At 37.7% G+C, this 13,434-nt stretch carries 10 protein-coding genes and 2 pseudogenes; 7 read left to right on the plus strand and 5 right to left on the minus strand.

The window, feature by feature from the left end:
- Genes rnc through pyk form a run of 3 tightly spaced genes read left to right on the plus strand, consistent with a single transcriptional unit; the run spans window position 1 to window position 2,654 of the window.
- Window positions 1-765 (plus strand): ribonuclease III, encoded by a 765-nt coding sequence (rnc, locus tag H3Z85_04885; GenBank protein QPQ52760.1) that lies wholly within the window; start codon window positions 1-3, stop codon window positions 763-765.
- Window positions 743-1,216, plus strand: a complete 474-nt coding sequence (locus tag H3Z85_04890) for an IPExxxVDY family protein (protein ID QPQ52761.1) — start codon at window positions 743-745, stop codon at window positions 1,214-1,216. Before rnc ends, H3Z85_04890 begins: the two co-directional genes overlap by 23 nt.
- On the plus strand, window positions 1,209-2,654 hold the full coding sequence (pyk, locus tag H3Z85_04895; GenBank protein QPQ52762.1) for a pyruvate kinase: 1,446 nt from the start codon (window positions 1,209-1,211) through the stop codon (window positions 2,652-2,654). Before H3Z85_04890 ends, pyk begins: the two co-directional genes overlap by 8 nt.
- A gap of 193 nt (window positions 2,655-2,847) precedes the next feature.
- On the opposite strand, the pseudogene H3Z85_04900 reads toward pyk, so the two are convergent.
- From H3Z85_04900 to H3Z85_04920, 5 genes and pseudogenes are all read right to left on the minus strand, one after another.
- Window positions 2,848-4,139, minus strand: a pseudogene (locus H3Z85_04900) (aldehyde dehydrogenase family protein).
- Between the two features lie 138 nt (window positions 4,140-4,277).
- Window positions 4,278-5,201 carry a formimidoylglutamase gene (gene hutG / locus H3Z85_04905; protein ID QPQ52763.1) on the minus strand — a complete coding sequence of 308 codons (924 nt, stop codon included), beginning with the start codon at window positions 5,199-5,201 and terminating at the stop codon, window positions 4,278-4,280.
- A 125-nt stretch (window positions 5,202-5,326) separates the two neighbouring features.
- Window positions 5,327-7,341 (minus strand): annotated as a pseudogene (locus tag H3Z85_04910) (BCCT family transporter).
- Window positions 7,342-7,626: 285 nt separating this feature from the next.
- The gene (locus H3Z85_04915) at window positions 7,627-8,691 is read right to left on the minus strand and encodes a DUF695 domain-containing protein (GenBank protein QPQ52764.1); all 1,065 of its coding nucleotides are present in this window, start codon (window positions 8,689-8,691) and stop codon (window positions 7,627-7,629) included.
- 13 nt (window positions 8,692-8,704) lie between these two features.
- Window positions 8,705-9,931 (minus strand): imidazolonepropionase, encoded by a 1,227-nt coding sequence (locus H3Z85_04920; GenBank protein QPQ52765.1) that lies wholly within the window; start codon window positions 9,929-9,931, stop codon window positions 8,705-8,707.
- 266 nt (window positions 9,932-10,197) lie between these two features.
- Between H3Z85_04920 and ruvB the strand changes: the two genes are divergently transcribed.
- From ruvB to H3Z85_04940, 4 genes are read left to right on the plus strand one after another with little or no spacing between them, the layout of a single operon-like run.
- On the plus strand, window positions 10,198-11,220 hold the full coding sequence (ruvB, locus tag H3Z85_04925; GenBank protein ID QPQ52766.1) for a Holliday junction branch migration DNA helicase RuvB: 1,023 nt from the start codon (window positions 10,198-10,200) through the stop codon (window positions 11,218-11,220).
- 37 nt (window positions 11,221-11,257) lie between these two features.
- Complete coding sequence (locus H3Z85_04930) at window positions 11,258-11,869, plus strand: FMN-binding negative transcriptional regulator (GenBank protein QPQ52767.1); 612 nt, start codon at window positions 11,258-11,260, stop codon at window positions 11,867-11,869.
- A 13-nt stretch (window positions 11,870-11,882) separates the two neighbouring features.
- Window positions 11,883-12,749, plus strand: coding sequence for an MBL fold metallo-hydrolase (locus H3Z85_04935; protein QPQ52768.1), 867 nt, complete (start codon window positions 11,883-11,885; stop codon window positions 12,747-12,749).
- A 9-nt stretch (window positions 12,750-12,758) separates the two neighbouring features.
- On the plus strand, window positions 12,759-13,388 hold the full coding sequence (locus tag H3Z85_04940; GenBank protein QPQ52769.1) for a dephospho-CoA kinase: 630 nt from the start codon (window positions 12,759-12,761) through the stop codon (window positions 13,386-13,388).
- Window positions 13,389-13,434: the final 46 nt, after the last annotated feature.

Genomic DNA, 13,434 nt, shown 5'->3' on the forward strand with positions numbered 1-13,434 from the left:
ATGGAGTTACAGAAATACTTTTCTAAATTCCTTCTCAAAAAAAGAAAAAGACAGCTAACGGAAAGAGATTATTTTCTCAGTACCGAACTCAACAAGGTTCTGGGTACGGAGGTTCAGAATATTGCTCTTTACCGCGAAGCTTTTTCTTTAAAAAATTCTTCTAAAAATCAAGACAGCAATTACGAAAGACTTGAATTTTTGGGAGATTCTGTTTTGGGTACAATTATTTCTTGTCATTTGTTCCAGACTTATCCTCAGGCTAATGAAGGATATCTCACGCAAATGAAGTCTAAGATTGTTAATAGGAAAAACCTTAATAAATTAGGAGAAGATCTCAAACTTACCAACCTTTTGCAAAAGCAAAACAGTTCTTCAGCTTTGGGTGAAAATATCTCCGGAAACTTATTTGAAGCCTTAATTGGTGCCGTTTACCTGGACTTCCACTATGATACTTGCCGAAAGATCATTATGGAAAAATTGCTGACGCCTTCTGAAATTAATAAGCTTGAAAATAAAATTGTCAGCTATAAAGGTCTCCTACTGGAATGGAGCCAGAAGAAGAAGGTTACTATAAAGTACGAAACCTGCGAAGAGATACAGGTCAACAAATCGGTCGTTTTCAGGTGCCATGTATGGCTGGGTGATGAAAAAATTGCCAATGCAACAGAAACATCCAAGAAGAAGGCAGAGGAAAAGGCAGCACAAAGGGCATTTTATATTTTAAATAAAAAGGAGAATATACTTGGAAATTCAAAAACTTTATGATCTGGATGATATAGAATTTGAAGATATTGCCATAGGATTGGTAAGATTAGCAAAAGATATACCCGCTCATGAGTTTTTTTTCAAAATCAATCAAATCAACAACCTCAGTTTCTCAAGAAAGAAAGACCTTGTCTTCCATGGGGATTATTATGATTATTTTTTTCCAAGATTTGAGGCCTACCACAAGTTTTCAAAGACCTGTTTCACTTTTATTTCAAACAAATCTTCTGAAAGTAAGCAAAAAAAAGTTCAGACCGAGCTCTTTACAGGAGAAGAAAACATTAAATTTTTATTAAATAATCAGGTAGATGTGGAATATATTCTGCATAGTTCGGAACAGTTTCCTGATTTTTCCGTAATTTTGCTCCCTGAAAATCTTGTGTTTCCAATTCAAGATTATACACTGAGTTCTGAAGAGGAACTTTATCAAATTATCCAGTATTATGAATAAGTATTTAAAGAAGACAAAAATTATCGCAACACTAGGGCCTGCTTCATCGTCGAAGGAGGTAATGTTAGATTTAATGAAAGCGGGTGTTGATATTTTCAGAATAAATTTTTCACATGCAGATTACGACTTAGTTCGAAAAAATATTGAAATAATTAGAGAGCTAAACAGCGAGTATGGTTATTCAGTGGGTATTCTGGGAGACCTGCAGGGTCCGAAGCTAAGAGTGGGGGTGGTAAAGGAAGGTTCTTACCTAAACCCCGGAGATATTCTTACCTTCACGAATGAAAAGATGGAAGGAGATTCTACCAAAGTGTATATGACCTACCAACAGTTTCCTCAGGACGTAAAAGTTGGGGAAAGAATCCTTATCGATGATGGTAAGCTGGTATTGGAAGTTACTGAAACGAATGAAAAGGATACGGTAAAGGCTAAAACAATCCAAGGGGGACCTCTAAGTTCTAAAAAAGGGGTTAATCTTCCCAATACTCAGGTATCTCTTCCTGCATTAACGGAAAAGGACATTCAGGATGCAAACTTCATGCTTGACATGGAAGTAGACTGGATCGCTCTTTCTTTCGTACGTCATGCGCAGGATATTATCGATCTGAAGGAACTGATCGCTAAACATCCGAACGGTAAATTCAAAACGCCTATTATTGCCAAGATTGAAAAGCCTGAAGGAGTTAAAAATATTGAAGAAATTTTAGTAGAATGTGACGGATTAATGGTTGCCCGTGGTGACTTGGGAGTAGAAGTTCCGATGGAGGAAGTTCCTGCTATCCAGAAAAACCTTGTGGAGAAAGCTAGATTCTATTCAAAACCGGTAATCATTGCTACCCAGATGATGGAAACGATGATCAACAGCTTAACGCCAACAAGAGCGGAAGTAAATGACGTGGCCAACTCCGTATTGGATGGTGCTGATGCGGTAATGCTTTCCGGAGAAACTTCTGTAGGAAGATATCCTGTACAGGTTGTGGAAAACATGGCGAAAATTGTAAAAAACATCGAAACAACTCACTTCTACCAACATAAAAATGAGCCGATTGAGAAAGATTACAACTGTATCGATGAAAGATTCATCACAAACAGGGTGTGCCTTGCAGCGGTTAGAATTGCTAAAACAACCAATGTTTCTGCGATTGTAACGCTTACCCATTCGGGATATACCGCTTTCCAGCTTGCAGCTCACAGACCAAACTCTCACATTATTGTGTATAGTGGCAACAGAAGAGTAATCACGATGCTGAACCTTCTTTGGGGAGTACACGCTTATTATTATGACATGAAAAAGTCTACTGATGAAACGATCATCCAGGTGAATATGTTAACGCATAACTACGGATATATTGAAACAGGAGATTTCGTGATCAATATCAATGCTACTCCTTCATATGAAGGTGGTAAGACCAATACGTTGAGATTGACAACAGTATAGACAACAGGCAAAATCAAATTTTTGTCAAAGCATAAAAAAACTCCCGGAAAGTAATTTCCGGGAGTTTTTTTATGTTGTGGTATGTAAGTAAGGATAACCTGTCATTGGCTCCGTCGAACCTTCGATTTCTGAGCGAAGTGGAGCGAAAAACACCTGAGATTCCTCTGTTCCTCGGAATGACATTACAAAGATTTTAATTACCTACAATGGTTCTTGCCGTCACAAACTCTTTTAAAGCCAGCAAAGACAGCTCCGTACCATAGCCTGAAGCCTTAGAGCCACCAAATGGAAAGCGCGGGTCAGAACTGGTCATTCTGTTAATATTTACAGTACCTGATTCAAGGTTTTCAATAAAGAATAACTGACGGGCTTTATCCTGGGTCCAGACTGCATTTGAAAGTCCGAAAGGAATATCATTGGCCATTTGCAATGCTTCTTCATCCGTTTTAGCAATCATTATCATTCCAAGAGGACCGAAAAGTTCTTCTTTTAAAATTGGGTTTCCTTCCTGAACCCTGATTAAACCGGGTTTAAACTGATTTTCTGAAATTCTTTCCAAAGGAATAATGATTTCCGCACCATTTTCCAGCGCCCTGTTGAATTGTGCTTCCAATTCATCAGCAAGGTCCGGTCTTGCCATTCCTGCCAATTTGGTTTCTTTGTTTAAAGGATCTCCTATTTCATATTTTTTATATTCTTCGATGAAAATAGGTAAGAATTTTTCTTCAACTTTTTCATCAATGATAAATCTTTTTGCTGCCGTACAGGTTTGTCCGCAGTTTTGAAGTCTTGATTTTGCACCCGCTTGGGCTGCTGCCTCCAGATCAGCATCTTCGAAAATGATGAAAGCATCGCTTCCCCCAATTCAAGCAAAGATTTTTTGATATTTAATCCGGCTATAGAGGCTACCTCTCCTCCTGCTTTTCCGCTTCCTGTAAGACTAACTCCTTTCACGGCATCGTGTTCAAGAATTTCTTTTACCGCTTTATGCCCCACTTCCAAATTCTGGAATATACCTTCCGGGAAACCGGCTTCCAAAAGAACTTCTTCAATGGCATTTCCACTTCCAAAACAAATAGAAGCATGCTTTAAAACGACTGTATTTCCTGCCAGAATTGCCGGTGTAGCGAATCTTAATACCTGCCAGAAAGGAAAGTTCCAGGGCATTACTCCTAATATAACTCCTTTCGGGACGTAATGAACTTCAGAATAGGCAAATTCGGATTGAATTTTTTCGGCTTTTAAAATATTTTCCGCATCAGCGTAATAATTCATCATCAAGGCACATTTTTCCACCTCAGCAATTGATTCTGAGATGGGTTTATTCATTTCAGTAGTAATGATCCTGCCAAATTTTTCTGAATTATTTTTTAAAATTTCTGCTGCTTTTGCAATTAACTTCTGCCTTTCCTCAAACGGCACTTTTCTCCATACTGAAAACGCTTTATCTGCTTTAATAAGCTTGCTTTCAATTGATTGTTCCATAATATAATCTCTGTTTTAAATTCAGTTAATGAATTTATGAGCGCTTTCATTTTAAAAGCACGGATAAAATCAGCAAATTCTGTTCCTTAAGAATACATAAAATAGTGATTTTCTCTATCGGAAGAATATAATTTTACCTTACATCATTAACCATTCATTCACAAGACATGCTGCCAGTCTCGCCGTCCTGTCCTGAATATCAAAAGACGGGTTTACCTCAGCCACATCGAGTGCAACCAGTTTTTTGTTCTTTAAAATATGTCTGTAGAAATGCATAAAGGTTGCATCTGCAAAGATACCATTATATGCGGAAGCGGAAACCCCCGGAGCGATAGATGCATTAAAAACATCCATACAAATGGTAAGATAGACAAAGTCGACACTGTTTAACAGGTCATCTATACGCTGATAGATTGAGGGAAGGTTTTCAAAAAAGAGTTCATCAGCAAGGATATATTTCATTCCATATTGGTGAGCTGTGTCAAAAAGTTTTAGGGTATTTGAGTTTTTCTGAATACCGATATGCAGAGAATTAATAGGGCCTTCCTGGGCAATCTGCCAGAATCCAGTTCCTGAACTCGGGCCTACTCCTTTTTCGGGTTGTCTGTTATCAAAATGAGCATCGATATTGATGATTCCGATTTTTTGTTCCGGAAAGGCTGTTTTTACTCCCAGATAATGTGCGTAGGTCACCTCATGGCCTCCACTCAGAACAAGAGATTTCCCGCCCTTTAAAAGTAACTTTGACACATTTTTGGCAAGATTGTTCTGAGAGTTTTCCAAGTTACCATCTTCACAAGTAATATTTCCAAAATCAAGCAATGAAAAATCCGGAAGAACCACCGGAAAATTAGACATATTTTTCCTGATCACATCCGGGGCATCTTTAGCTCCCTGACGGCCTTTGTTTCTCCTGACTCCTTCATCTACGGCAAAGCCATGCAAAACGAAATCATCCGTTGAAATATTGTCGTAATTGTGTTCTTCTTTTACTCTCTGAAATAGCCTGTGGAAAAGGAGCTCTTCTCCATCCAATCTACCCTGCCAAATATTTTGAAACATAATTCTGTAAAATTCAATTTTAGTTGCATCATTATATCCAGTAAAGCTAGCTAATATTGTTTAGATATAAAAGTGGCTTTCACAGATTATGCAAAGAATTCATTATAAAGAAAATATAATGTGTTTTATTCCATATTCCTGTTAGCATTACTGCTGACAAACATCTCATTTCTTTCTTCGGAAATAATCTTCAGGAATCTTTCATAATGTTTTAAGACATCGGAAATAAGCTCATTTTTGGTAAAATACTGTACATCATAACCTTCCCTGCCATCGCCAAAATAGGACCTTGGGTAATGGGTTTTATTATCATCGAGATCGGGCAGATTCTCTTCATTAATGATATAATCAGAAACTGTCTTTACCTGATTCCTGATTCCATATACAAAGTTATTAACGACTCCCTGATGAATTTCTATCTCAATCCTGACCGGATTTTCAAAATGATTTATTTTAGCATCAATGCCATTCATAGCAAACTCAGCCTGTAAATCTGTAAAGGCTTCTTTTGCTTTTACCTGAATAAAATGGTCAACTGAAGAATTATCTTTAAAAGAAACAATATTTTTTAAACGTTCCTTCCAGAACTCACCTGACCATGGCACTGTAGACTCCGAAAAGTTTCTGTCATAATATTTCTGATCGATGCTGAGACCTTTCATCAAACTGACAATAAACATGATCACAATGATAGAAAAAGGCAATGCTGTAATCAGGGTCATACTTTGGAGCGCCTTCAATCCGCCTACATTAAGCAACAGGAGTGATAAAACGGCCAGTAAGACTCCCCAGAATACAATTTGCCATTTGGGTGATTTTGTGGAATTTTTCGTGGCAATACTGTTCATTACAAATATCCCTGAATCTGCTGAAGTCACAAAAAAGATAATAATGATGAGAATGACAAAGAAGCCTGTAAGAGATGAGAATGGCATATATTCCAGAAATCTGAACATAAGGGCATCAGGATCTGTTGCCAGTTTACTTAATTGCCCGCCAGCAATATTCAGATCGAACCATATGGCACTGTTTCCGAACACTGACATCCAGATAAAATTGAACAAAGTAGGCAATATCAAAACAGCCAGGATAAACTCTCTGATTGTTCTTCCCTTGGATATTCTTGCAATAAACAATCCTACATAAGGAGACCATGAAATCCACCACGCCCAATACAGAATTGTCCAGTCATAGAACCATGGGAGAGCATTTTTTTCATAGACGTGCGTATTGAAGGTAAGGTTAAAAAAATTATTGATATAATTTCCCAATCCATCTGTAAAACTTCCGATCAGATACACCGTTGGTCCCAATGCCAGTACAAATAATAAAAGAGCAATAACACTTACAATATTGATATTACTCAGTAACTTCACTCCTTTTCCCACTCCGGAAATTGCAGAAATAACGGAAAGAGTGATGAGGCAAACCACAATAATTACCTGATATATAAAGCTGTTCTCAGGAGTAATATGAAGGACATTCAGTCCTGAGCTGATCTGTACAACTCCAAATCCCAGCGTTGTGGTAATCCCGAAAAAGGTACAGCAAAGCGCAAAAACATCAATGGCATTCCCCCACTTTCCATTAATTTTATTTTTTAGAAGCGGATAAAAACAGCTTCGTAGCGAAAGTGGTAATCTGTAGCGATAGGCAAAGTAGGATAATGAAAGCCCTACCACCCCATAGATTGCCCATGCATGGATTCCCCAGTGGAAAAAGGTATATAGCTGTGCCTGTTTGGCTCTGCTTACATAATGATTGTCAGCGAAAACTTCTGAAGAATAGTGTTGCATGGGTTCAGCGACACTGAAATAGATCAACCCGATTCCCATACCTGCAGCAAAAAGCATTGAAATCCATGAGAAAAAGAATACTCCGGCTTACTATCGTTGGCACCGAGTTTTATATTGGCATATTTACTAAAGAGCAGATACACTAAAAATATGACAAACAGAGTGACCGACCATACATATACCCAGTTTAAATTGACAAATATGAATTGTTTAATTTCATTCAGAATACTCTCTGTCTTTATGGGATAGAGTGCGGAAAGAAAACAGGTTCCTATAATAAAGATTAAACTTGGAACGGTAACTCCTTTGTTAAAAGTAGATTTAACATTTTTAAAATTCATCATTTTTATTTTCGCGTTTATTGTGTAGACAAGTTCACCTGGTAAAGTGTATAGCTGTACTGAAAGCACTGAAAATGGAGAAAATATCCAGGTTTTCCCCTATCTGAAGCGTACTTAAGAACTATAGAGCATCGTCATTTTTGAAAAAATCAACGGCAATCGAAGCACAATATAAGGAAACTTCCATAAATATAAAAAAGGCAGGAGACTTTTATGGTTTCCACCTGTTGCCTCCTGCCTTTTAGTATTAATTGTTGAATAAATACCTATTTACTGCAAAACATGCTTTTAGTGACCGGTATAATATTTAAAATACTGCCAGTACTTATCTTTAAAAATTCTGACAGAGACTTTGTACTCAGGATTATTCAGTTGGATGGCGTTGAAGACTTTTGAAATTTTTCTAAAATCCTTGCCTGCAAAATAACTTTCTTTAACATTATCTGCAGTCTCGCGTCCGATATACAAGTATCCGTATCCTTTTAATTCTTCAATGGCCTGATCTTCTATAGCACCAAGTTTTTCAAAATCCCCTTTATCAGGAAGCCCGTCATTGAGCTCTCCGTTGAAATGAAAAGTAAGCACTGAGATCCATGGATATGATGCTTTTGCGTCATATTCCAACAGATGCATATTCATACAGGCAATGAGAGGTCTCCCGTTTTCGAGATCAGCCCTGAGAATGGAGAATTCGTCTTCGGCATCATCCTTTTTTACACTTTTATACTTTTCTATGAATTCCCTTTCTCTCCATAACAAAAAGTCCTGTAATTTTTCAATGGGAACAAGTTCTTTCTGTGCCTGATCTATTCCTATGACTGTAAAAGTATCAATCTGTGTGGCGAAGTTTAATTCTCCCAAAAAGTTATCTAAGAATATACAAACTCCTGTAGTAACAGCATCTTTATTCTCAACTTTATCATGATATACGAAAACAAGATCAATCTCATCCCGGAAATCTTCCAGTTCATTGGAATAAAAAGAAATATTATCTTTTGAGAACTCATAATCGCCCATATTGACCCTCACCTTTTGTATATCCATTGAAGGTTTCAAAGCGGTAAATTTCCAATGATCAAGCTTAGGAGCGAGCTCAACAAGCTCTTCCGCAAAGACAATATTCGTAATTTCCCCATCAACAGTGATAATCAGTTCTGCAGTATGCTCATCGGCCATTCCGGTCAGGAAATAATATCCGTCTTTTATCTGGTTAAGCACAGAAGTCATAACGTCAAAAAAATCTTTTTCGATAGAATCCTGTCCGCCTTTTTTAACAACGTTATAAAATTTCTTTTCCATTGTTAAAAACCAGTCCCAGAAATCTCTATACTGCTTTTCCTCTGTTCTCTGCATTTAGTAGTTTTAATTAATCTACAATATTTCCGTCAATGTAAACATGTTCAGCTTTGAGGCTCCCTTGATTATAAAGTACATTTTGAAAATTATTGGTTTTAAAAGTCACAAAATCTGCTTTTTTACCAGCCTCTAATATTCCTCTGTCTTCGAGATTAAGGGCATAAGCAGCCCGGAAAGTGATTCCTGCTAAAACCTCAGCAGTCGTAACTTTTTGAAAAGTAGCCAAAACAGAAGCCTGTGTAATTAAATTGCCCATTGGAGCTGACCCGGGATTCCAGTCACTTGCAATGGCCAGAATTGCTCCTGCATCTAATAATTTTCTTGCAGGAGTAAATTTTTCTCCCAGTCCTAAACTCGCTCCGGGAAGTGCGGTAGCCACAGTATCTGATTGTGCTAAAAATTCGATATCCTCATCAATGGTTGCTTCCAAATGATCTGCAGATTTTGCTCCGACTTCTACTGCAATCCTTGAGCTTCCCGGCGTAAACTGATCGGCATGAACGGTAATTTCAAAACCTAAATCTTTAGTTTTAAGAAGAAACTCCTTACTTTCTTCCGGCTGGAACGCTGATTTCTCAATAAATATATCCACACGATTCGCAAGGTTTTCTTCTTTTACTTTTGGTAAAATCTGAGTAAGGATATACTCCAAATACTCAGGATTGCTTCCTTCAAAATCTTTTGGTTTCAAATGGGCAGAAAGGCATGTAGGAACTAATGTCGCTTTGGTGGATCCTTGTGCTTTTTTAATAATTCTAAGCATTTTAAGCTCATTTTCCACATCTAAGCCATAACCGCTTTTTACTTCAATAGTGGTAATTCCCAAACCAACAAGGAAATTAATTCTCTCGAGTAACGTTTTTAATAATTCCTCTTCTGAAGCATTTCTTGTATGTTGTACCGAACTCCATATTCCGCCTCCGCTTTCAGCAATTTCAAGGTATGTCTTTCCGGCATTACGCATTGCAAAATCATTAGCACGGTTTCCTCCAAAACAAATATGGGTGTGGGCATCTACAAATGCAGGAAGAACGATCTGTTCACCTTGTACCTGTTCGATTTCTATTGCCGGATTTTCTGTTTTTAAGGTTTCAAAAATTCCGATTTTTTGGATCATATTGTTATCAACTACAATTCCTCCGTCAACAATAATTTCAAGTTGCTCATCGGTTAATTTTCCTCTCAGTGGTAAATTGGCAAGTGTCACGACCTGCTTAAATGGTCCTATTAATTTCATGTATTTAGGCTAAGGGTTAGAAGATGAACTGTTTTTATAATGTATGACATCCGGTTATACAGAATATCTGTTATTCTGAGGCATAATACATTCATTGTTCAAACTTTGATTTTCCTCTCAAAAATACTTAAAATATCTCAATTGATTCATCTTCTCCCCGTTATTCTCAGCTTTAGCATAAACCTAAACCTTAAATTAACCTTTTCACAATCCTCCCTGAAATCTTAGTCTAAATTTCCTATCTTTGAGGTAAATGAAATGAATTAATGCCAGATTTTTTACATCCAGATAAGGAAAACTACTCAGATGAGGAATTGATGCAGGAAGAGCAAATCCGTCCCCAGAGCTTTAAAGATTTTGCGGGACAGAGAAAAACGCTGGAAAACCTTGAAGTTTTTGTATCCGCTGCCAAAAGGCGTGGCGGAGCACTTGATCATGTACTATTGCATGGTCCTCCGGGTCTGGGAAAAACAACCCTGGCCAATATTATTGCCAATGAGCTGGGAGTCAATTGTAAAATCACTTCAGGGCCTGTTTTGGATAAACCGGGAAGTTTAGCGGGATTATTAACAAACCTGGAAGAAAATGATGTACTCTTCATTGATGAGATTCACCGTCTTTCTCCAGTGGTGGAAGAATATCTGTATTCTGCCATGGAAGACTATAAAATCGATATTATGCTGGAGACCGGTCCAAATGCACGAAGTGTTCAGATCGGGCTTAATCCTTTTACGCTGGTAGGGGCCACTACAAGAAGTGGTATGCTGACTAAACCCATGCTTGCAAGATTTGGTATTCAAAGCAGGCTTGAATATTATTCCATCGAGCTTTTATCTATGATTATTCAAAGAAGTGCAAGAGTTTTGGGGGTTACTATTTATGAAGATGCCGCTATAGAAATTGCCAGAAGAAGCCGTGGAACTCCAAGAATCGCCAACGCCCTGTTAAGAAGGGTCCGCGACTTCGCTGAAATTAAAGGAAATGGAGAGATCGAGATCAATATTTCCCAATATGCTTTAAATTCTCTTAACGTAGATGAATTCGGCTTGGATGAAATGGATAATAAGATCATGCGGGTCATGATTGAAAATTTCAGAGGCAAACCCGTAGGGATTTCTGCACTGGCGACTTCTATCGGAGAAAATCCTGAAACCCTGGAGGAAGTGTATGAGCCATTTCTGATTCAGGAAGGTTTTATCATCAGAACTCCAAGAGGAAGAGAAGTGACTGAAAAAGCTTATCAGCATCTGAATATCGCAAGACCTAAAAATCCGGGAGAGCTTTTCTGATGAATGATTAGTATGTTCAATTAATGACCAAGAAAACATGTTTGTACCCAAATTATACAAAAGCGAAGATGTACATGTGATGAGAGAAATTATCAGTGAAAATTCATTTGCTTTACTGATTTCTTCTGTTGATAAAATCCGTGCGACACATTCTATGATGATGATGAATGAAAATGATCCGGAAAATGTTTATATTGAAACCCATATTTCGAGAGCTAATCCACAGGCGAAAATCCTGAAAAACGGAGATGAAGTGCTTTGTGATTTTTTAGGGGCACACACCTATATTTCGAGCAGCTGGTATGATCATATCAACGTTTCGACTTGGAATTATGAAGCGGTGCAAATCTATGGCAAGGTGGAGCTTATGACTCATGAAGACCTTTATATTCATTTAGAAAAATTAACCTCGAAGTATGAAAACTTTCAGCAGTGCCCGATGATGGTGAAAGATATGGGAAAGGAATTTGTGGAAAAGGAGATGAAGGGAGCTTTCGGAATTAAAATTATTCCAACCGAGATATTCATCAAGCAAAAGCTTTCTCAGAACAGGAAGGAAAATGATTTTCAAAATATCATTTCACAACTTGAACATTCGGATGACAATGCCCGGAAAATTGCTGAGAAAATGAAATTAATAAAAAAATAATCAAAATATACATATGAAGTTATATCCAATACAATGTGGAAAATTTAAACTGGACGGCGGTGCTATGTTCGGCGTCGTCCCAAAGAGTCTGTGGGAAAAAACTAATCCGGCAGACGAAAAAAACCTGATCGAGCTGGGAACCCGTTCCCTGCTTATTGAAGACGGCAAGAAACTGATTCTGGTTGACTGCGGTCTTGGAAATAAACAAGATGATAAATTCTTTGGCCACTACTCTCTTTGGGGAGATGATAACCTGGATAAAAATTTAAAAAAATATGGTTTTGTAAAGGAAGATATTACTGATGTCTTTCTTACTCACCTTCACTTTGACCACTGTGGTGGTGCCATTGAATGGAACGACGACAGAACCGGATACAGACCTGCTTTTAAAAACGCACAATTCTGGACCAATGAAAATCACTGGCAATGGGCAACAGAGCCTAACGCGCGCGAGAAAGCAAGCTTCCTGAAAGAAAATATCCTTCCGATGCAGGAAAGCGGACAACTGAGTTTTTTACCGCTGCCAACAACAGGAAATTACGGATTTGCCCCTGATCTTAAGATGGATGTTATTTTCGTAGACGGTCATACAGAAAAGCAAATGCTTCCGGTTATTCAATATCAGGAGAAAACAGTTGTTTTTGCTGCAGACCTTATCCCTACTGCCGGGCATATTAATCCGGTCTACGTAATGGGGTATGATACCAGACCTCTTTTAACCATGGAAGAAAAAGGAAAATTTCTTAAACAGTGCATCGATAACGAATATTTATTGTTCTTTGAACATGATGCCCATCATGAGCTGGCAAGCCTTAAAATGACAGAAAAAGGAGTGAGATTGGACGAGACGTTTAGTTTTAATGATGTTTTTGGATATTAATTTTTAAGTATGGAAGAATTACGTTCAGAAGCACAACAACCGGAACCGGAACCAGCGCCCAAGATCATCGGATTAACAGGAGGAATCGGGTCCGGAAAAACTACCGTAGCCCGTTTTATTGAAGAATTTGGATTTCCTGTTTATTATTCTGATGACAGAGCAAAAACCATTGTCAATGACGATGAAGAGTTGAAAGTAAAAATTAAAGAATTACTAGGCAATCAATCTTATGACGAAAACGGATTTTATGACAGAAAATTTGTTGCCGATAAAGTTTTCAACAACAGAGATCTTCTCCAGCAATTAAATGAAATTATTCATCCTGCTGTACGTATTGATTTTGAAAACTGGGTGAAAAAACAAAGTAAATATCTTGTTTTTAAGGAGACCGCATTACTTTTTGAGCTTAGACTCAACAGACAATGTTATAAGTCTCTTTTGGTGACTGCAGAAGATAACATCAGGATCAAAAGGGTAATGGACAGAGACGGTAAAACATATCGTGAGGTAGAGGCAGTTATGGAAAAACAAATGCCCGAAAGAGATAAAATAAAAATGGCAGATTGTATTATCTATAACAATACCAATTTGGAAGAATTAAAAGAACAGACTGAAAAGGTAGTTTTTACTATTGAATAAACCTGTTACTGCATAAAAAATAAGCCCTCATATCAGAGGGCTTATT

The organism is Chryseobacterium indologenes, from assembly GCA_016025055.1.
In the GTDB taxonomy this organism is placed as follows: Bacteria; Bacteroidota; Bacteroidia; order Flavobacteriales; family Weeksellaceae; genus Chryseobacterium; species Chryseobacterium indologenes.